Origin of the sequence: Pseudomonas quebecensis (assembly GCF_026410085.1) — a bacterium.
In the GTDB taxonomy this organism is placed as follows: Bacteria; Pseudomonadota; Gammaproteobacteria; order Pseudomonadales; family Pseudomonadaceae; genus Aquipseudomonas; species Aquipseudomonas quebecensis.
In genome coordinates this window covers 5,367,858-5,387,288 of the sequence record NZ_CP112866.1, presented here as the reverse complement: position 1 = coordinate 5,387,288, position 19,431 = coordinate 5,367,858, and the positions used below count along the sequence as shown (strand labels likewise).

Annotated in this window: 17 protein-coding genes; 7 read left to right on the top strand and 10 right to left on the bottom strand. The window is 61.4% G+C overall.

Annotated features, from left to right (window positions below; all coding sequences use genetic code 11):
• Positions 1–34: 34 nt before the first annotated feature.
• Entirely contained in the window at positions 35–1,450 is a 1,416-nt protein-coding gene (locus tag OSC50_RS24920) for an acetyl-CoA carboxylase biotin carboxylase subunit (protein ID WP_034101546.1), read from the bottom strand.
• Between the two features lie 195 nt (positions 1,451–1,645).
• Here OSC50_RS24920 and OSC50_RS24915 point away from each other — a divergent pair, with 195 nt between their 5' ends.
• Entirely contained in the window at positions 1,646–2,620 is a 975-nt protein-coding gene (locus OSC50_RS24915) for a LysR family transcriptional regulator (protein ID WP_181077630.1), read from the top strand.
• Here OSC50_RS24915 and OSC50_RS24910 read toward each other — a convergent pair.
• The 3 genes from OSC50_RS24910 to OSC50_RS24900 form a co-directional block, all read right to left on the bottom strand.
• Entirely contained in the window at positions 2,550–2,747 is a 198-nt protein-coding gene (locus OSC50_RS24910; RefSeq protein WP_253509817.1) for a PA3496 family putative envelope integrity protein, read from the bottom strand. The two genes, OSC50_RS24915 and OSC50_RS24910, sit on opposite strands and share 71 nt — an antisense overlap.
• Positions 2,748–2,896: 149 nt before the next feature.
• Complete coding sequence (gene hexR, locus OSC50_RS24905; RefSeq protein ID WP_003177007.1) at positions 2,897–3,763, bottom strand: transcriptional regulator HexR; 867 nt, start codon at positions 3,761–3,763, stop codon at positions 2,897–2,899.
• A 162-nt stretch (positions 3,764–3,925) separates the two neighbouring features.
• Positions 3,926–6,799, bottom strand: coding sequence for an EAL domain-containing protein (locus OSC50_RS24900; protein WP_181077628.1), 2,874 nt, complete (start codon positions 6,797–6,799; stop codon positions 3,926–3,928).
• A 268-nt stretch (positions 6,800–7,067) separates the two neighbouring features.
• Here OSC50_RS24900 and uvrD point away from each other — a divergent pair, with 268 nt between their 5' ends.
• From uvrD to OSC50_RS24885, 3 genes are all read left to right on the top strand, one after another.
• The gene (uvrD, locus tag OSC50_RS24895; protein ID WP_181077627.1) at positions 7,068–9,251 is read left to right on the top strand and encodes a DNA helicase II; all 2,184 of its coding nucleotides are present in this window, start codon (positions 7,068–7,070) and stop codon (positions 9,249–9,251) included.
• Between the two features lie 171 nt (positions 9,252–9,422).
• Positions 9,423–10,289, top strand: a complete 867-nt coding sequence (locus tag OSC50_RS24890; protein WP_034101550.1) for a Tim44 domain-containing protein — start codon at positions 9,423–9,425, stop codon at positions 10,287–10,289.
• A 134-nt stretch (positions 10,290–10,423) separates the two neighbouring features.
• Positions 10,424–10,831, top strand: a complete 408-nt coding sequence (locus OSC50_RS24885; RefSeq protein ID WP_181077625.1) for an SMI1/KNR4 family protein — start codon at positions 10,424–10,426, stop codon at positions 10,829–10,831.
• 13 nt (positions 10,832–10,844) lie between these two features.
• Here OSC50_RS24885 and OSC50_RS24880 read toward each other — a convergent pair whose 3' ends face one another.
• The gene (locus tag OSC50_RS24880) at positions 10,845–12,608 is read right to left on the bottom strand and encodes a cation:proton antiporter (RefSeq protein WP_181077624.1); all 1,764 of its coding nucleotides are present in this window, start codon (positions 12,606–12,608) and stop codon (positions 10,845–10,847) included.
• 281 nt (positions 12,609–12,889) lie between these two features.
• Here OSC50_RS24880 and OSC50_RS24875 point away from each other — a divergent pair, with 281 nt between their 5' ends.
• Positions 12,890–13,375 carry an acyl-CoA thioesterase gene (locus OSC50_RS24875; protein WP_181077622.1) on the top strand — a complete coding sequence of 162 codons (486 nt, stop codon included), beginning with the start codon at positions 12,890–12,892 and terminating at the stop codon, positions 13,373–13,375.
• A 65-nt stretch (positions 13,376–13,440) separates the two neighbouring features.
• On the opposite strand, the gene pdxY is transcribed toward OSC50_RS24875, so the two are convergent.
• Positions 13,441–14,313: a pyridoxal kinase PdxY gene (gene pdxY / locus OSC50_RS24870; protein ID WP_181077620.1), complete on the bottom strand. Its 873-nt coding sequence runs from the start codon at positions 14,311–14,313 to the stop codon at positions 13,441–13,443.
• A 117-nt stretch (positions 14,314–14,430) separates the two neighbouring features.
• On the opposite strand from pdxY, the gene OSC50_RS24865 reads away from it, so the two are divergent.
• Complete coding sequence (locus OSC50_RS24865; RefSeq protein ID WP_181077619.1) at positions 14,431–14,826, top strand: DUF3301 domain-containing protein; 396 nt, start codon at positions 14,431–14,433, stop codon at positions 14,824–14,826.
• On the opposite strand, the gene OSC50_RS24860 is transcribed toward OSC50_RS24865, so the two are convergent.
• From OSC50_RS24860 to zigA, 3 genes are read right to left on the bottom strand one after another with little or no spacing between them, the layout of a single operon-like run.
• A complete protein-coding gene (locus OSC50_RS24860) occupies positions 14,820–15,782 on the bottom strand; it encodes a CobW family GTP-binding protein (RefSeq protein ID WP_266245161.1) in 963 nt (320 codons plus the stop codon). The two genes, OSC50_RS24865 and OSC50_RS24860, sit on opposite strands and share 7 nt — an antisense overlap.
• Before the next feature lie 44 nt (positions 15,783–15,826).
• Positions 15,827–16,471: a DUF1826 domain-containing protein gene (locus tag OSC50_RS24855; protein WP_253509820.1), complete on the bottom strand. Its 645-nt coding sequence runs from the start codon at positions 16,469–16,471 to the stop codon at positions 15,827–15,829.
• On the bottom strand, positions 16,471–17,679 hold the full coding sequence (zigA, locus tag OSC50_RS24850) for a zinc metallochaperone GTPase ZigA (RefSeq protein WP_253509821.1): 1,209 nt from the start codon (positions 17,677–17,679) through the stop codon (positions 16,471–16,473). Before zigA ends, OSC50_RS24855 begins: the two co-directional genes overlap by 1 nt.
• Positions 17,680–17,815: 136 nt before the next feature.
• On the opposite strand from zigA, the gene OSC50_RS24845 reads away from it, so the two are divergent.
• Positions 17,816–18,184, top strand: a complete 369-nt coding sequence (locus tag OSC50_RS24845) for a glutamine synthetase (RefSeq protein WP_253509822.1) — start codon at positions 17,816–17,818, stop codon at positions 18,182–18,184.
• Here OSC50_RS24845 and OSC50_RS24840 read toward each other — a convergent pair.
• Positions 18,181–19,392, bottom strand: a complete 1,212-nt coding sequence (locus OSC50_RS24840) for an N-acetylmuramoyl-L-alanine amidase (RefSeq protein ID WP_266245164.1) — start codon at positions 19,390–19,392, stop codon at positions 18,181–18,183. The two genes, OSC50_RS24845 and OSC50_RS24840, sit on opposite strands and share 4 nt — an antisense overlap.
• Positions 19,393–19,431 lie beyond the last annotated feature (39 nt).

Below are 19,431 nucleotides of genomic sequence, written 5' to 3'. Positions count from 1 at the left end.
TGCAGCTTGCCGCTTGCAACTTGCCGCTGTTTATTCATAAACCCGCATGCGCGGCGATGGCGGCGGCGATGGCAAGGGCCAGCTCTTCGGGTTTGCGCTTGATCGAGTAGTTGGTCAGCTCAGGGTGGCTTTCCACAAAACTGGTGTTGAACTGGCCGCTGCGGAATTCCGGGTTGCGCAGGATTTCCTGGTAGTAGGCGGCGGTGGTCTTCACGCCTTGCAGGCGCATGTCGTCCAGGGCACGCAGGCCGCGGTCCATGGCTTCTTCCCAGGTCAACGCCCAGACCACCAGTTTCAAGCACATGGAGTCGTAGAACGGCGGGATCGTGTAACCGGTGTAGATCGCCGTGTCGGTGCGCACGCCGGGGCCGCCGGGTGCGTAGTAACGGGTGATCTTGCCGAAGCTTGGGAGGAAGTTGTTCTTCGGGTCTTCGGCGTTGATGCGAAACTGCAACGCAAAGCCACGGTGCTGGATGTCTTCCTGCTTCACCGACAGCGGCAGGCCCGAGGCGATGCGGATCTGCTCACGGACGATGTCGATCCCGGTGATTTCTTCGGTGATGGTGTGTTCCACCTGCACCCGGGTGTTCATCTCCATGAAGTACACCTCGCCCTCGGCGAGCAGGAACTCCACGGTGCCGGCATTCTCGTAGCCCACGGCCTTGGCCGCGCGCACCGACAGGTCGCCGATGTAAGCGCGCTGTTCGGGGGTCAGCTGTGGGCTGGGGGCAATCTCGATCAGCTTTTGGTTGCGACGCTGAATCGAGCAATCGCGCTCGAACAAATGCACTACGTTGCCAAAGCTGTCACCGAGGATCTGCGCCTCGATGTGTTTGGGGTTGACGATGCATTTTTCCAGAAACACTTCCGCCGAACCAAAGGCCTTGGTGGCTTCGGAGATCACGCGCGGGAAGGCTTGTTCGAGTTCTTCGCGGCTGTTGCAGCGGCGGATACCGCGACCGCCGCCACCGGACGTGGCCTTGAGCATCACCGGGTAACCGATGCGGTCGCCTTCGGTGAGCGCTTCGTGGATGTCGGCCACGTTGCCTTCGGTGCCGGGGGTGACCGGCACGCCGGCTTTGATCATGCTGCGGCGCGCTTCGGTCTTGTCGCCCATGCGGCGGATCACTTCAGCGGCGGGACCGATGAACTTGATCCCACGTTCGGCGCAGATGTCCGCCAATTCGGCATTTTCCGACAGGAAGCCGTAGCCGGGGTGCAGCGCATCGCAACCGGTTTCCACCGCCAGGTTCACCAGCTTGCGCGGGTTGAGATAGCCGGCCAGGGGCTCGGCGCCGATGCTGTGGGCTTCGTCGGCCCGTTTGACGTGCAACGCGTGGCGGTCGGCATCGGAATAGACCGCGACCGAACGGATACCCATCTCGGCGCACGCACGCACGATGCGGACGGCAATTTCACCGCGGTTGGCGATCAGGATCTTTTTTATCACTTGGAAATTCCCTTGAGCCGATTGCTGCGTTCTTCGACCCGCTGGAGCCGGGTCGGCGCGTGACCAAATGTTTCAGGCCAGTCGCGAGACACACACTAAGCTGCGCAAGGGATTAACAAAAATCAATAATTATTGGGTCGTGCATAAGTAAAGACTTATAGTTGGCCGGACGGCCTCGGAGGTGGAGACAAAATTATGCGCAAGTCATTGATGCGACTGACATTACGTCAGCTGCAGATATTCCACGAGGTGTGCGATTTGCGCTCTTACAGCCGCGCGGCCGAGGAAATGTCACTCACGCAACCGGCGGTCAGCCTGCAAATCCGCCAGCTCGAAGAGCTGATCGGCCAGCCGCTGTTCGAGTATGTCGGCAAAAAACTCTACATGACCGAGGCCGCCGAAGCCCTGCAACGGGCCAGTCGCGATATCTTCGGGCGCCTGGAAAATCTCGATATGCAGCTGTCGGACATGCAAGGCTCGCTGCAAGGCCAGTTGAAGCTGGCGGTGGAGTCCAGCGCCAAGTACTTCGTGCCGCACCTGTTCGCCGCCTTCAAGCGCCAGCACCCGGAGGTGCAACTGCAATTGACCGTGGTCAACCGCGCCCAGGTGATCCGCCGCCTCTCGGACAACCGGGACGACCTGGTGATCATGTCCATGGTGCCTCAGGACATGGGCCTGGAGTTCCTGCCCTTCCTCAACAACCCCATCGTCGCGGTGGCGCTGCCGGACCATCCGTTGAGCCTGCAAGGGCCGCTGCGCCTGCAGGACCTGGAGCCCTACACGTTGCTGCTGCGCGAACCCGGTTCGGGTACGCGGCTGGCGTGCGAAGAGTATTTCAAGGAAAAACGCGTGCACTTCACCCAGACGGTGGAAGTGGCGTCGGCCGAAGCCCAGCGTGAATGCGTCGCGGCCGGCCTGGGCATCGCCCTGTTGACGCGCCACGCCTTGAACCTGGAACTGGCCACCGGCGGGCTCAAGGAGCTGCCGGTGGAAGAACTGCCGCTGTTGCGCAGCTGGTGCCTGGTGCAGGCCAAGGCCAAGCGCCTGTCACCGGTGGCCCATGCGTTTCTGGGCTTTATCCGCAGCGAACGACAGCAGATCAGCGCCCTGGCTGAGCGCTTCGCTGGGCGGCCGCGGGTGCCTGCCAATGAAGCTCCGGATAGTCACTGATGCTCTGGAGCAACTGGCGCTCCTCACAACGGTCTTCGATTGCGCGACGGAACGCCATGCGGCGCTGGTCTTCCTGCTGACGACGGGTCTTTACGGCGCTGTTGCTGTCTTCGTAGGGACGTGCCATTTGGAGTCTCCCAATGCAAGTGCGGGGAGCTCAGAATGGGCGCGAGGGATGACGGGGCGATGACAGCCTGATGAAGATTCTGGACATACAGGAGCATCCCAATGTGGGAGGAAGCTTGCCCCTCCCACACTGGGATGTATGTACAGTGTTCAGTCGTCGAGGGCTTTGACGGACTTGGGTGACAGACGCAGGCTGCGCAAGCTGCGCTTCACGCTCTTGAGGTGATTGACCAGGCTCGGGCCACGGGCCATGGCTACGCCCATCGCCAGCACATCGATCACCACCAGATGGGCGATCCGCGAGGTCAACGGGGTGTAGATCTCGGTGTCTTCGTGCACGTCGATAGCCAGGTTGACCGTGGACAACTCCGCCAATGGCGTCTGGCTCGGGCACAGGGTGATCAACGACGCGCCACTTTCACGCACCAGGTTGGCGGTGATCAGCAAGTCCTTGGAGCGGCCCGACTGGGAAATGCAGATCGCCACGTCGGTTGGCTTCAAGGTCACGGCCGACATCGCTTGCATATGCGGATCGCTGTAGGCCGCCGCCGTGAGCAGCAGACGGAAGAATTTGTGCTGGGCATCGGCCGCTACCGCACCGGAGGCGCCGAAGCCGTAGAATTCCACACGCTGAGCCTGGGACATGGCTGTCACGGCTTTCTGCAGTTCCACCGGATCAAGCTTTTCGCGCACTTCCATCAGGGTGTGCAAGGTGGTGTCGAAAATTTTGAGGCTGTAGTCGGCGACGGAATCGTCTTCGTGGATCGCGAACTGGCCAAAACTGGCGCCGGCGGCCAGGCTCTGGGCCAGCTTGAGTTTCAGATCCTGGAACCCGGAGCAACCGATGGCACGGCAAAAACGCACGATGGTCGGCTCGCTGATGCCCACGCTGTGGGCCAGGTCGGCCATGGAACTGTGCATCACGGCCGCAGGGTCAAGCAGCACGTGATCGGCAACCTTGAGTTCCGATTTGCGTAACAGGTGGCGCGACTGGGCGATATGTTGCAACAGGTTCAAAGGGCAGGACTCTTGTTATTGGCAGGGCCAGGGGATGTAGCAAGCTTGTAGTTATACTACAAGAATTGCCGTTTTGCCCGTCCAACGCATCACTAAATCGCCCTGCTGCCCTGTGATTCAAAGGGCACACACTTTGTAGCCACACGGGCGCGGTCGGCGTCGCTAAGATAAATCCGCATTTCCCCGCAACAAATCCGCGAGCCCGTCGGCTGGCATCGGCCGGCTGATCAGGTAGCCCTGCACCTCGTCACATTGCTCGGCGCGCAGAAAATCCAGCTGTTGTTGATCTTCCACACCTTCGGCCACCACCTTGAGCGCCAACCCGTGCGCCATGGCGATGATCGCTCGGGTAATGGCCGCGTCTTCACGACCTTGGCCCAGCCCGCGAATGAATGTTTGATCGATCTTCACGTAATCCACCGGGATACGCTTGAGATAACTGAGGGACGAATACCCGGTGCCGAAATCGTCGATCGCCAGCTTCACCCCCAGGTCTCGCAGTTGCTGGAAGGTCGCGATGATCGGTTCGACGCTGTCGAGCAGTTGGCTTTCGGTCAGTTCCAGCTCCAGGTATTGCGGGTCCAGGCCGGTCTCCTCCAAGACCTGACGCACCAGGCTGACCAGCTTGCCCTGACGCAATTGATGCACCGACAGGTTCACCGACACTCGGATCGGCGCCAGCCCCTGGCGTTGCCATTCGCAGGCCTGCCGGCAGGCTTGGCGCAACACGAACTCGCCCAGCGGCACGATCAGGCCGGTCTCTTCGGCCAGGCCGATAAATTCGCTGGGTGGCACCATGCCCCACTGCGGATGTTCCCAACGGATCAGCGCCTCCGCAGCATTAAGCTTGCCGGTGGCCAGGCATAACTTGGGCTGGTAGAACACGCTGAGCTGGTGTTCGTCGATGGCCTTGCGCAGATGGTTTTCCAGCTGCAGGCGCTCCAGCGTGCTGGCTTGCAGGCTGTCGGTATAGAACTGGAAGTTATTGCCGCCCAGGTGCTTGGCATGCTGCATGGCCATGTTGGATTGACTGACCAGCGCGGAAATTTCCCGCGCATTGTCCGGCAACAGGCTGACACCCATCGACGCACTGACCACCAGTTCATGCCCGTCCACCGTGACCGGCACACGCAGCTTGGCCAGCAATCGCGTGGCCACCCGCGCCAGGCTCGACAAACTGCCGTAGGCATCGAACAACACCGCAAATTCATCCCCGGACAACCGCGCAATGGTGTCGGCTTCGGGCAGTGCATTGATCAAGCGCCGGGCCATCTTCTGCAGCAACTGGTCAGCCACTTCATGCCCCAGGCTGTCATTGAGCAGTTTGAAGCGATCCAGGTTGATGTGCAGCAGCGCCAGGCTGCGGCCCCCCTGGCGCACGCGCTGATGGGCCTCGCGCAGGCGCTCGCGGAACAGCGAACGGTTGGCCAGGCCGGTCAACTCATCGTAATGGGTGAGGTAGCGCATACGCTCTTCGGACTCGCGCCGCGCCGACAGATCAGCGAAGAACCCCACAATGTGGCTGACATTTCCTCGCACGTCACGCACAACGTTCAATTGCAGCCACTGCGGGTAGAGTTCGCCATTCTTGCGCGTTTCAACCAGCTCGCCCTGCCAGGTGCCATGATTGAGCAGCGCCTGGCGGATCATCGGAAAATGACGCCGCGCATCGCGGCTGCTGGGCAACTCCACGACATTACGACCCAGCATGTCGTCGCGCTCGAAACCGGTGACGCGGCTGAAGGCCTGGTTGACCGCAATCAGCTTATAGTCCGGATCGAGAATCACGATGCCTTCGCTGGCAGCCTCGAAGACGGTCGACGCCAGGCGCTGCTGCTCTTCCAGGGCTTTGCCGGCGCTGATATCGCGGCGTGTGCCGAGCATACGGGTCACACGCCCACCGCGCCCGTGTTCAACCGCGCGGCCACGGTCTTCGATCCAGACCCAGTGACCGTCGCCGTGCCGCACCCGGTATTCCACCTGGTAGTCCTCGCTGCGTCCTTTGAGATGCTCCACCAGCGCGCGCTTGAGCAGCGGCAAGTCGTCGGGATGCAGGCGCGGCTTGAGGTGGCTGAGCATAGCGGTGACGCATTCAGGCTCCAGGCCGAACAGCTCTTTGATTTGAGTGTGGTGCACCTCGTCGGTTTGCAGGTTCCAGTCCCACAACCCCAACTCACTGGCCTGCAGCGCCATGGCCAGGCGGGCTTCGCTTTTATTCAGGGCCTGGCTGGCGAGGTCCAGCTCCTGGCTGCGTTGCGCCACGCGATCCTGCAGGCCGACCTGCACATCGCGCAGCTCCTGCTCGACCTGGCGCCGTTGCTCGACTTCACGCACCAGCTCGTGATTCAACTGCTCACTGCGCTGCTGCGCCCGCTGCAGATGCTCGATCAGCGCCTGATTCTGAAAACGGCGCAATAACCCGCGCTGGATCAAGCGATTGACCTGCCACGCCACCAGGCTCAAGGACGCCAGCAGAATCAGGCCCAACACCCCCCAACCTTGTTGCTGCGGCTCGCCATTCCAGAACAGATAGACGATGGAAGGCACCAGGCAGGGCAAGGCAAATGACAGAAATGCGGGAAAACTCACGGCATACGCCACGCTGGCCGACAAGGTGGCCGCGCCGATCAGCCCAAACACCCAGGCCTGTTGCATGAAGCTGTTGACCGGCGCCAGGGCGATGGCGGCAGTCGCCAACGTCAGGCCACTGACCGCCGAACCGAGCATGAACATGCGCCGCCACACCGGCTGGGCCTGGCGGCTGGGCATGGCCGAATCGAACGCCGCCACTTGGATCACGCGCAGTGCCACCAGCGCCAGCAGCCAGACCAGCCAGATGCTGTCGAGCAAATATTGCGCAGGGGTCCACAGCAACCAGGCGCAGACCATCCCGTTGACCAACATCAGCAGAGTCGGCAGCAACGAGCCCTGATACAGCAGACGCGTGCGCTCGACTGCCAGCTCGGTGGCGTACTGTTTGTGGATAACCTGCGCGGGCATCGCCGAAGGGCCGGGCAGATCGGTGCTGAGGGTCATAGGCAGTGTTCTTATAATGGTGAGCCCGAAACGTCGACGGAGCATACACAAGCAAGCGCTGCGGCCAAACTGCTCCACGTCATAAAAACCTCACGGCCGCGCCACGCAAACCTGTGGGCCAGACGGCTTGAGCGAGACACCGCGCGGGCTGCACTGCCTGACTTACCGGTCATCCGCCGCACCCGTGCACGGCGTGCGCCGAACGTTTTGCGTTGACCGCCCGGCATTGGCATTTGCCCCACTCTGCTGGGAGCCATAGAATGCGCCGATGCGCGATGATCTCTCTCTTTTGCTTAATTCCCTCAACGATGCCCAACGCCAGGCCGTAGCCGCCCCCGTTGGCCGTCAGTTGGTCCTGGCCGGTGCTGGCTCCGGTAAAACCCGAGTGCTGGTGCACCGTATCGCCTGGTTGATCCAGGTCGAAAACGCGTCCCCGCATTCCATCCTGTCGGTGACCTTCACCAACAAGGCGGCCGCCGAGATGCGCCACCGCATCGAACAGCTGATGGGTATCAGCCCGGCCGGCATGTGGGTCGGTACGTTCCACGGCCTGGCACACCGCCTGTTGCGTGCGCACTGGCAGGAAGCGGGCCTGAGCCAGACGTTCCAGATCCTCGACAGTGACGACCAGCAACGCCTGGTCAAGCGCGTCATTCGCGAGTTGGGCCTGGACGAACAGCGTTGGCCCGCGCGTCAGGCCCAGTGGTTCATCAACGGCCAGAAAGACGAAGGCCTGCGCCCGCAACATATCCAGGCCAGCGGCGACTTGTTCCTGGCCACCATGCGCAGCATTTATGAGGCGTACGAAGCGGCCTGCGTGCGCGCCGGCGTGATCGACTTCTCCGAACTGCTGTTGCGCGCCCTCGACCTGTGGCGCGATAACCCAGGCTTGCTGGCCCATTATCAAAAGCGCTTCCGCCACATCCTGGTGGACGAGTTCCAGGACACCAACGCCGTGCAATACGCCTGGTTGCGCCTGTTGGCCAAGGGCGGCGACAGCCTGATGGTAGTGGGCGATGACGACCAGTCGATCTACGGCTGGCGCGGCGCGAAAATCGAGAACATTTACCAGTATTCCGAGGATTTCCCGGACGCGGTGACGATTCGCCTGGAGCAGAACTACCGCTCCACTGCCGGCATTCTCAAAGCCGCCAACGCCTTGATCGCCAACAATACCGGGCGCCTGGGCAAAGAGTTGTGGACCGACGGCGGCGAAGGCGAAGCGATCAATCTGTACGCCGCCTTCAACGAACACGACGAGGCGCGCTATGTGGTGGAAACCATCGAAAGCGCCCTGAAAACCGGCCTGGCGCGCAGCGACATCGCCATCCTGTACCGCTCCAACGCCCAATCGCGGGTACTGGAAGAAGCCTTGTTGCGCGAGCGCATCCCGTATCGCATCTATGGCGGCCAGCGCTTCTTCGAACGCGCGGAAATCAAGAACGCCATGGCCTACCTGCGCTTGCTGGAAGGCCGGGGCAACGATGCGGCGCTGGAACGGGTGATCAATATTCCGGCTCGTGGCATCGGTGAGAAAACCGTTGAAGCGATCCGCGAGCACGCGCGTCACGCCGATGTGTCGATGTGGGAGGCCATGCGCCTGCTGATCGCCAACAAGGGCCTGACCGGTCGAGCGGCCGGGGCGCTGGGCGTGTTTGTCGAACTGATCGAGAACCTTGCGGCCAAGTGCGAGCAGATGCCCCTGCACTTGATGACCCAGACCGTGATCGAACAATCCGGGCTGATTGCCTACCACGAGGCGGAAAAAGGCGAGAAAGGCCAGGCCCGGGTGGAAAACCTTGAGGAACTGGTGAGCGCGGCCCGCGCCTTCGAGACCACCGAAGAAGACGAAGAGCTGACCCCGCTCGCCGCGTTCCTCGGCCACGCGTCGCTGGAAGCCGGCGATACTCAGGCCGACGAGCACGAAGACAGCATCCAGCTGATGACCCTGCACAGCGCCAAGGGCCTGGAATTCCCCTACGTGTTCCTGGTGGGCATGGAAGAAGGCCTGTTCCCGCACAAGATGAGCCTGGAAGAACCTGGCCGCCTTGAGGAAGAGCGCCGCCTGGCCTACGTCGGTATCACTCGGGCGATGCAGAACCTGGTGATGACTTACGCTGAGACCCGACGACTCTACGGCAGCGAGACCTACAACAAGGTATCGCGCTTCGTACGCGAAGTGCCGAAAGGGCTGATTCAGGAAGTGCGCTTGTCCAACAGCGTCAGTCGCCCGTTCGGCGGTGGTCAGCAACAGAATTCCAGCAACATGTTCGCCGGTTCCGAGATTCCGGAAACGCCGTTCAGCCTGGGCCAGCAGGTCAAACATGCGATCTTCGGTGAAGGCGTGATCCTCAACTTCGAAGGCGCCGGTGCCCAGGCCCGCGTGCAGGTGAACTTCGCCGAGGGCAGCAAGTGGCTGATGATGGGCTACGCCAAGCTCGAAGCGATTTGACCTGGACCAGGCAAGGCGCGGTTTGTGGTGGGTGGGCCGATATCTGTAATTAGTCCTACAGACCCTTCGGATTTCGTCCTACGCAAAAGCCCGAAACATTATGTCGCTAGCCACTGTCATTACACCTGTGCAACATGGCGCGCGTGCAATCCACAAATGGGAATTCCCTTTATGAAACGTTTTCTTAGCATCGCCATGGCGTTGTGCATCGGCCTGACGATGAGCCTCGACGCCAACGCCAAACGCTTCGGTGGTGGCAAAAGCTCGGGCGCAGCGCCCACTCACCAGACCAGCCAAATGGCCCCATCCGCCGGTGCCGGCGGTGCAGCAGCCACTGCGGGCGCAGCCGGTGCGGCTGGCGCTGCGGCCAAGGCCGGCGGCGCTTCGCGCTGGTTGGGCCCACTGGCAGGTATCGCCGCCGGTGGCCTGCTCGCCTCCATGTTTATGGGTGGCGGCTTCCAGGGCATGCAGATCTTCGACATCCTGATCCTGGCGGTCATCGCGTTCGTGATCTTCCGCTTCATCGCCGCTCGTCGCCGCAAGCAACAGGAGCACCTGGCTCCGGCCGGCGCGCCAATGCAGCGTGAAGTGTTCGAGCAGAAGCCGGCCATGGGTTCGATCTTCGGTGGTTCGGCCGCACCTGCCGCCCGTCCGGTGATCAATGCACCGGCCTGGTTCAACGAAGAACGTTTCATCGAAGCGGCCCGCAGCCACTTCCAGTCCCTGCAGCAACACTGGGATGCCAATGAAATGGACAAGATCGCCGAGTTCGTGACCCCGCAACTGCTGGAGTTCCTCAAGCGCGAACGCGCCGACCTGGGCGACGGTTTCCAGTCGACCTACATCGACGACCTGCGCGTCCAGCTTGACGGTGTGGATGACCGCGCCGACAAGACCATCGCCACCCTGACCTTCAGCGGTGTGTCGAAAACCTCGCGTTTCGACCAGGGCGAAGCGTTCAGCGAAAGCTGGAACATGGAACGTGCCCAGGGCGACAACCAGCCATGGCTGGTCGCCGGTATCCGCCAGAACGGCTGATCCGTACTCGCTTGAGCCAGCAACACCGAAACCCCGGACCTGTCCGGGGTTTTCTATTTCACGGTTGCACTTATAGCGAGCTACTGTATAAAACGCCCCTATTAACCCGCGCCATCAGCAAGAGGATCCCGGCCGTGGAAGAAATCATCGAACAACTGCGTGAAGCCAACGAACCGGTCCCGGTTCCGCTGGAACTGCCTGACGAAGACCTGCTGGTGGAAATCGAAGAACAGCTGTTCATCGACATCCCCTTTGTCTTCCGCGAGTTCCTGCTGACCGTCAGCGACGTGGTCTACGGCAGCCTGGAGCCGGTGACCGTCACCGACCCACAATCCCACACCTACCTGCCGGATGTGGCCGCCAATGCATGGGATGCCGGTGTCGATCGCAGTTTGATTCCGATCTGCCAGGACGGCGACGACTACTACTGCGTCGAGGAAGACGGCACCGTGGTGCTGTGGTCCGCTGAAGAAGAACTCATCCAGGAAGAAACCTGGGAATCGGTCTGGCACTGGGCGCGGGACGTCTGGCTGGAAAGCTGAGTCCACAGGCCCTTCAGTGCTCCGGCGTATCCTTATGGTTATCCAGCGTCTCCAACAACGCGACCTGCATGCGCGTATGCACGCGGATGAACCAGCGCCAGAGCACCGCCGCCACCGCTGCCGTGACCACCGCGATCAACACCAACAACTTGTTGGTCGGCAGAATACTGGCCGACAACGCGGCCAGTAGCAGAAAGATCACCAGCAGCGACAGAATCGGAATCAGCTCGGCGATTACACGCCGCACACGCTGGGTATGCCGTCCAGCCATTTCCGGTGTCACGCTCATCTCCGCCAGCAGCATCGACAGCGCTTTGAGCTTGCGGTACGCCGCGATCAGGAACGGCAGCGACAACAGCAATGCGCCGCCCCAGATCAACGCCTTCTGCCAGCTGGGATCGCTGACCCAACCCTCCAGATAGCCACCGATACGGGCGGCGAAATAGCTGCCGGCCAGGAAGATTGCCACTACCAGCGCCAGGTTCACCCCAACCTGCAGGACGATCTTGCGGATCATCGCCGCCAGCATCGCACCCTCTCCCTGAGGCTGAATGCTGCGCAGCCACTCGCCATACAGACCGAACACCCGGCTCATGCGCTGAGGCATCACTGCCGCCATCTTCAATGACAACGGATCGGCACCGCGAATCAGATAGGGCGTAAGCAAGGTTGTAATCGCCGAAACCGCCACCGCCACCGGATACAGAAAGTCACTGGTCACCTGCAACGTCATCCCAAGCGCGGCAATGATGAAGGAGAACTCGCCAATCTGTGACAGTCCCATCCCCACCCGCAGCGAAGTGCGCCCATCGTTGCCTGCGATAAATGCCCCCAGGCCACAGGAGAGCATTTTGCCCAGCACCACGGCCACCGTGATCACCGCGATCGGCCAGGCGTATTGCAGCAGGATCTGGGGGTCGATCATCAGGCCGATGGCGACAAAGAAAATCGCACTGAACATGTCGCGAACCGGCTCGATCAGGCGCTCGATCTTAATCAACTGCCGCGACTCGGCCATGATCGCTCCGATCAGGAACGCGCCCAACACCATGCTGTATTCCAGCTTGACCACCAGCAGGCAAAAACCGAAGCACAGGCCCAATACGGTAATCAACAACATCTCGTTGCTTTCAAATCTGGCCACGTAGGCCAACAGCCGCGGCACCAGCAGAATGCCGATCACCAGCGCCACAATCATGAACAGCGAGAGCTTGCCGACCGTGGAAAACACCTCGCCGGAGCTGACCGTGCCGCTCACGGCAATGCTCGACAGCAGCGCGATAATGCCGATCCCGAGGATGTCTTCCACGATCAATACGCCGAAAATCAGCTGGGCGAAACGCTGGTCTTTCATCTTCAGGTCATTAAGAGCCTTGACGATGATGGTTGTGGAAGAAATGGCCAGGATCGCGCCGAGGAACAGCGAGTCCATGGTGCTCCAGTCGAACCAGCGCCCGATTTCGTAGCCGATCCAGATCATCAGGATGATTTCCAGGAACGCCGCGATAAACGCCGTGGCGCCAACCTTGAACAGCTTGCGCAGGCTGAACTCCAGGCCCAGGCAGAACATCAGGAAAATCACCCCCAGCTCGGCCAGGGTCTTGATGGTGTCTTCGTCGTGGATCAGCCCGAAGGGCGGCGTGTGCGGGCCAATAATAAACCCGGCGACGATATACCCCAGCACCACCGGCTGCTTGAGCCGATGAAACAGGACGGTCACCACCCCTGCCACCAACATGATCACAGCCAAGTCCTGAATGAAGCTGATGGCGTGCATGGCGAGGGGCTCCTTGAGGGTACCGGCAGTTTTCCCACTTCAGCTCGTACCCTTAAAGGCTGAAGGAAAAATCTACCTAAAACGTAAGAAATGCCCTTAGAAAGGCTTTTGAAGGTTAACACCGCGACTTCCGGCGAAAAGCCGGTGCAATATATGGAAACAGATCGGCCCACGCGTGACGGCAAGCCGCCCACCGGCGTCCCGTTAGGGCTAGCGCAGTAAAGAGTTCAGCACCCGCAGAGGTGCTTTCCCCACCAATGCCTATAACCCGTGAGTGAGCTATGGAACCCGGAAACGCCCAGCTGTCGATGACGGTCTTGATGACCCCTGATATGGCCAACTTCTCAGGCAATGTCCACGGCGGCACCTTGCTCAAGTACCTCGACGAAGTGGCCTACGCCTGCGCGAGCCGTTATGCCGGGCGCTATGTAGTGACGTTGTCGGTGGACCAGGTGATTTTTCGCGAGCCGATCCATGTCGGCGAGCTGGTGACCTTTCTCGCGTCGGTCAACTACACCGGCAATACCTCGATGGAAGTGGGCATCAAAGTGGTGACCGAGAACATTCGCGAGCGCTCGGTGCGGCATACCAACAGTTGCTTCTTTACCATGGTGGCGGTGGACGACCAGCGCAAACCGGCTGCCGTCCCGCCGTTGCAACCGCATAACAGCGAAGGCAAACGCCGCTTCGTGCAGGCCCAGCAACGTCGGCAGATCCGCCAGGAGCTGGAAAAGCGCTACCAGGAAATCAAGGCCGACGCGCCGTAAGTCCGAGGCTGTAAACCCATTCACCCTGTGGGAGTGGGCTTGCTCCCACAGTGGGCCCGGTGTGCTTACAGAGTGATGGGTGTCGCTTCGAAGCGAACGCGAGGATGGGCAATGCGGTCCTGGGCGCGCACCAGTTCCAGTTCATAGCTGGCGCAGGCCTGGGTCTCGAGCAGCACTTCGTGCACCGCGGCGGCGGTGAATTCAAAAGCCGCCAGCAAGCTGTCACCCAACAGCACACGCGCCAGGAACAGTCCCGACGTCAGGTCGCCCACCCCTACCGGCTGACGAGGGAAGGCCAGCAACGGCCGGCGCAGGTGCCAACTGGCGTCGGCGGTCACCAACAGCATCTCGAAACCATCCGGCAGCTTGCCGGGGTAATCCAAATGCTTGACCAATACGGCCTTGGGCCCACGCGCCAGCAACGCCTTGGCCATGGCGAGGCAATCGAACAGCGAGCGCGGCTTACGACCGGCGAAGCTGTCCAGTTCCAATTGGTTGGGGCACAGGAAGTCGGCCATCGCAGCAGCTTCGTCGAGCAGAAAATCGCTGACTTCCTGAGGCACGATGCAGCCTTTTTCCGGGTGCCCCATCACCGGGTCGCACAGGTAAAGAGCCTTGGGGTTGATCGCCTTGATGCGCGCCACGCCGCTGAGAATCGCCCGCCCCTGGTCCGCGCTGCCCAGGTAACCGGACAAAATGGCATCACAGTTACCCAGTTCACCGATGGCGGCAATGCCTTCCACCAACGCAGGAATTTGCTGCGGCGCCAACACTTCTCCCGTCCACTGTCCATACTGGGTGTGGTTGGAGAACTGCACCGTGTTGAGCGGCCAGACGTTCACCCCGACCCGCTGCATGGGGAACACGGCGGCGCTGTTTCCGGCGTGGCCAAAGACCACATGAGACTGGATCGCAAGCAGATGAGGGGTGCGTTTCATGCAGGGGGTTTCCGTAAAGCCATTTGGATTCTGGCCGCGCAGTATGCGACTAAACGCAGCCTGTACGACAGACCGGCGACGCAGTTAAGCTGCTCTCACTTTGTTGGAGTTCATCGCATGCTGACCCTGGGAAACATGTTCGTGTTGATGCTGCTGGCGACCGGTGCCGCCTGGGTGTGGCACAACCACGGTTTGCGCGAGCGCGCGCTGGAGCGGGTCAAGCAGCATTGCGCCAAGCTCGACGTCGAGCTGCTGGACGGCGCGGTGGCGCTCAAGCGTATCGGTTTTGTAAAGGATGCCAATGGGCGGCGGCGCTTGGCGCGGGTCTACAATTTCGAGTTCACCGTGACCGGCGAGACCCGCCACCCCGGCACCATCACCCAGTTCGGCGCCCATAGCGCGCAGATCGAACTGGCGCCCTACCCGTTCGAGATCAAGACCCCCTTGCCCAGCGCCGAGATCATTGAGCTGAGCCAGTGGCGCCAGGACCACAGCACCAAGAACCGTCAGTAACGGCAGGCCGCCAATCCGGCCTGCAATGCCGCCACGTCCTGTGGCGTGCTGAAGATCAATTCCAGACGAGAATCACGGCGCCATTCACTGGCCTGCCACGCAAGCGCGCTGTTATCCAACGCATTGGCGCTGACCCAACCGTCACGGCTGTGGATAACCAGCTTGGCGCGCCGCCAGGCGAGATCTGCCAGCCACGCCGCCACGCGTTGAGTGTCGAATTGCTGGCTCGGATGCCAACGCCATCCCACACTCCAGTTGCCCTCCTGGGCCTGGCTCAAACAGATCGGCACGGTGGGATCGCGCCAGATCGCCGGCAGTTGGGCCAAGCCCTGGGGTTGGTCAACGTTATCCACAGCCACACCCGCGTGCTGATCCAACCCCGGTAGCCGAGCCAATGGCAGACGCGCCTGGTGGGTCCAGCAACGCGGGCAATCGGGTAGCCGCGCTTCAACCGCCTGGCGCTGCGCCGCGTCCAGACCTTCATCCTTGTTCAACACCAGCAGCCCGGCACCGGCCAGCGCTTCCTGTTGCGCCGCGGGCAGGGGTCTGCCCGCCGCCAAAGCCTGGGCATCCAGGACCAACACGCAGGGTTGCACCGTCAGCACGCCCTGCCAAGGTGGCTCACGCAACTGCTTGAGCACCTGCGCCGGATGGCCCAGCCCCGACGGTTCGATAAACAAACGATGCGGCTGGGCCTTACGTAACAGACGGCCCAGGCCTACCTGGAACGGCGCACCGTTCACACAGCACAAACAACCACCGGCGACCTCGCCCAGGGCAATGCCGTCGTCATCCTGGCTCAGCAGCGCGGCGTCCAGACCGATCTGGCCGAATTCGTTGATCAACACAGCCCAGCGCTCGCCTGGCGGGCGTTGGGCAAGCAGGTGCTTGATCAGGCTGGTCTTGCCGGCGCCCAATGGCCCGGCTATCACGTGAGTGGGAATGTTCTGCAGCATGGAAGGCTTCATTCAGGCCATGGAGAGCGCTTGATCCTACGCGCTTATGCCAGCCAATCCAGCGTCAGAATCAAGCGGCGCTCACCGGCCCTCAAAGCGGGCGAGCGATGAATCAGGCCGTGACCTTCGTTACCGTGCCACTTGCTGCCCTTGAGCAGGGCCACCTCGCCGCAGTGGATCTGCTCAATGCGCGCGGTGGGCTCGGCGGCGGGTTGACCCAATCGGCGGCGGTCCATGATGCCTTCACGCAACCATTGGCTGCCAATCCCCGCATAGGTAGTGATCAGCCGCACCGGTACATGGTCGACGTGAAACCTTGGGCACATGGCTTTATCCAACAACCGCAGGCGCACCCCGATGCGGTGGGCACCGAGCAGGCAGGCAAAGGCGCTGACCAGCCATGACACATCGGCGATGAACCCTTCGTAGCCTTCAAGATCACGGCAATTGGCCGCCAGCCCCTGCAAGTTCGGCACCGCCTCCTCACTGCCGAGTTCCACCACCAACGAATCGGCCACGGGCTCGTTGAGCGCCACCAGCAAGGCGCCGAATTCGGCGATATGCAGCGGCAATTGGCGCTGCCACAGGGCCAGGTTCACCCCGTCTTCAAGGATGTCGGACAGTGCCAACGGGGTTTCGCCGCGAGTCTGGCGAATCAATGGGCGCAAGGGCGTTAATGCAGACAGCATCAGGCGGCGACCTCCTCATACCAGGGGCCAAAAGGGTCGGCCAGCAAGCGCCATCCCTCGACACCCAGGGCCATTTCGTCATCGGTGAGCAAGCACGCATCCAACTCGGCGCGCAGTCGGGCAAAGTCGATGTGCTGCCCGATAAACACCAGTTCCTGACGGCAATCGCCGCTGCCCGGCTGCCAATTGCCCATGATTGCCGCAACGCTTTCCTCGTCCTGCGGCCATTGATTTTTCGGCACGAAACGCCACCAGCGCCCGGCGAAGCCATGGCGCATCAAGCCACCGGCCTGGGACCAGCTGCCTGCATCCTGGTGTTTGCTGGCCAGCCAGAAAAAGCCCTTGGAACGCAGCAATTTCCCGTTGACCCACGGGCGATCGATAAAGTCGTAGAAACGCTGCGGATGAAACGGGCGCCGCGCACGATAAGCGGTGGACGCGATGCCGTACTCTTGGGTTTCCGGTACATGCTCGCCGCGCAATTGCTGCAACCAGCCGGGTGCCTGGGCGGCGCGTTCGAAGTCGAAGCGCCCGGTATTGAGGATCTGCTCCAGCGGCACCTCACCCATCACCATCGGGATGATCCGGGCCTGAGCGTTGAGGCGTTCAAGGATCGCCATCAGTTCCTCGCGCTCGTGCCGGCTGATCAGGTCGATCTTGCTGATCAGGATCACGTCGGCGAATTCGACCTGCTCAATCAGCAGGTCGGTGATCGAACGTTCGTCCTCGTCACCCAGCGTCTCACCGCGCGAGGCCAGGCTTTCGGCGGCCTGGTAGTCGAGCAGGAAGTTGATGCCGTCGACCACGGTGACCATGGTGTCCAGCCGCGCGATATCGGCCAGGCTTTGCTGGTTTTCATCGCGAAAAGTGAAGGTTTCGGCCACCGGCAGCGGCTCGGAAATACCCGTGGATTCGATCAGCAGGTAATCGAAGCGCCCGTCCCTGGCGAGTTTGGTGACCTCCTCGAGCAAATCTTCACGCAAGGTGCAACAAATGCAGCCGTTGCTCATCTCCACCAGTTTTTCTTCGGCGCGGTTGAGCGTGACGTCGCGCTGCACTTCGCTGCCGTCGATGTTGATTTCGCTCATGTCGTTGACGATCACTGCCACACGCAAGTTGTCGCGATTGCGCAGGACGTAGTTAAGCAGCGTACTTTTACCGGCGCCGAGAAAGCCGGACAGCACGGTAACGGGGAGACGATTGGGCATCAGGTCATTCTCATCAGGCCGCCCGTTCGAATCGGGCTGTTGTTAATGTTATAGTATAACAACGCAAATAAGCCAACCCTCTTGCTCGTCCTGATGAAGACAGCAATGCTGGCGTCTGCCGATATCGAGATTGCTTATGAACTACTTGCTCTGCGGCCTCCTGCTGATCTTCGCGAGCCAGGCCAATGCCCAAGCGCCGACCTTGCTGGCCAATTGCACACGCAGCGCCAACCTGCTCGCCTGCGTAGACCCGTTGGGCAACGCCTACAGCGTGGCAACGGCCGGCAGTACCACATATCTGCGCGGCTTCGAGGTGATCGGGAAGCGCTACTGGGCGCAGACCAACAGCCGCTACGGGCAACTGACGTTCTTTACCGGGCTGGCGTCGGACGGTGAGGCGTGGGTCGGTTACACACGCCGGGTGGGTTGGACGACGGTCAATCGGTTTTCCAGCTCCGGCGGCGCCCGCGCTACTTTTACCTGCAGCCGCCTCACGGGTTGCTAGACGCGGGCGTTTTTCTGTTCCTGCATCCAGGCCATATAACTGTTTATCGGCGGGTTCTTCTGGAAGTAATTTTTCAGGCCCTCGAATAGCCCGTCAGCCACAGCCTGCTGATGACGTGCGTTCACCAATCGTTGCGCGTCCTGAGCGTTGGAAATAAAACCGGTCTCTACCAGGATCGACGGTACGTCTGGAGACTTGAGCACTGCGAACCCAGCCTGTTCCACGCGTTTCTGATGCAGCGACGTGATGCTCTGCAGGCTGCCCAGTACCGAACTGCCCAATTGCAGGCTGGAAGCGATGGTGGCGTTCATCGACATATCGAGAATCACCCCGGCCAGCATCGGGTCTTTGTCCTTGAGATTGAGCAGCGTGGTGGCGCCCAGCAGGTCTGCGCCGTTTTCACGCTGGGCCATAAACCGCGCCGTGGCGGAGGTGGCGCCGCCTTCGGACAACGCGTACACCGAAGCGCCTGACGCAGTCAGCCGTGGCGCAGCATCGGCATGCACCGAGATGAACATATCCGCTTTGTGTCGACGGGCGATATCCACGCGCTTGCGCAGCGGCACGAAGAAGTCGTCGTTGCGCACCAGCTTCACGTCAAAGCCCTTTTCGCGCTTCAAGCGCTTGGCCAGCTGTTGGGCGATGGACAACACCACGTCTTTTTCGCGCTGACCCTTGGAGCCGATGGCGCCGGGGTCCTTGCCGCCGTGGCCGGGGTCGACCACTACGATGATGTCGCGCTTGGGATGGGCTTTGTCCACCGGCGCCACCCAGGGCGCCGGTTCAGCCGCGATTTGACGGGGCGCCTGGGTGGCGCGGGTCAGGTCCAGCACCAGACGGTGCCCTTGGCCGTCCTGGGGCGGCAGTACAAAACTGTTGAGCTGCATGGGCGCCGCCAGGTCCAGCACGATGCGTGTGTCGTTCCGGCCGAAATGCCCTGAGCGAATCGAGGTGATGCCGCTGTTTTGCAGCGCCAACTGCGAGAAGTCCCCACTGAGCCCGGCGCCGCTCAGGTCGATGATCAAACGCTCCGGCGCGGTCAGCGAGAAGGTCTTGTACTGCACCGGGCCGCTGAGGTCGAACACCAGCCGTAGCTTGTCGTCTGAACGCCACAAGCGCGCGTTGCGGATCTGCGTGGCGTGGACCGTGAACGGCAGGACGAAAAGTGGGCTGGCCAGGAGCAGGTTGAGAAGCTGACGTCTGTGCATGACAAGTACCGCGAATAGAGGAGCGTCCCTGCTCGACAT

Coding starts and splice junctions, on each gene's coding strand:
- OSC50_RS24875 (WP_181077622.1), top strand. CDS start 12,890: ATGGAACCCGGAAACGCCCAGCTGTCGATGACGGTCTTGATGACCCCT.
- uvrD (WP_181077627.1), top strand. CDS start 7,068: ATGCGCGATGATCTCTCTCTTTTGCTTAATTCCCTCAACGATGCCCAA.
- OSC50_RS24855 (WP_253509820.1), bottom strand. CDS start 16,471: ATGCTGTCTGCATTAACGCCCTTGCGCCCATTGATTCGCCAGACTCGC.
- OSC50_RS24845 (WP_253509822.1), top strand. CDS start 17,816: ATGAACTACTTGCTCTGCGGCCTCCTGCTGATCTTCGCGAGCCAGGCC.
- OSC50_RS24900 (WP_181077628.1), bottom strand. CDS start 6,799: ATGACCCTCAGCACCGATCTGCCCGGCCCTTCGGCGATGCCCGCGCAG.
- OSC50_RS24890 (WP_034101550.1), top strand. CDS start 9,423: ATGAAACGTTTTCTTAGCATCGCCATGGCGTTGTGCATCGGCCTGACG.
- OSC50_RS24915 (WP_181077630.1), top strand. CDS start 1,646: ATGCGCAAGTCATTGATGCGACTGACATTACGTCAGCTGCAGATATTC.
- OSC50_RS24865 (WP_181077619.1), top strand. CDS start 14,431: ATGCTGACCCTGGGAAACATGTTCGTGTTGATGCTGCTGGCGACCGGT.
- OSC50_RS24840 (WP_266245164.1), bottom strand. CDS start 19,392: ATGCACAGACGTCAGCTTCTCAACCTGCTCCTGGCCAGCCCACTTTTC.
- OSC50_RS24880 (WP_181077624.1), bottom strand. CDS start 12,608: ATGCACGCCATCAGCTTCATTCAGGACTTGGCTGTGATCATGTTGGTG.
- OSC50_RS24860 (WP_266245161.1), bottom strand. CDS start 15,782: ATGCTGCAGAACATTCCCACTCACGTGATAGCCGGGCCATTGGGCGCC.
- pdxY (WP_181077620.1), bottom strand. CDS start 14,313: ATGAAACGCACCCCTCATCTGCTTGCGATCCAGTCTCATGTGGTCTTT.
- zigA (WP_253509821.1), bottom strand. CDS start 17,679: ATGCCCAATCGTCTCCCCGTTACCGTGCTGTCCGGCTTTCTCGGCGCC.
- OSC50_RS24910 (WP_253509817.1), bottom strand. CDS start 2,747: ATGGCACGTCCCTACGAAGACAGCAACAGCGCCGTAAAGACCCGTCGT.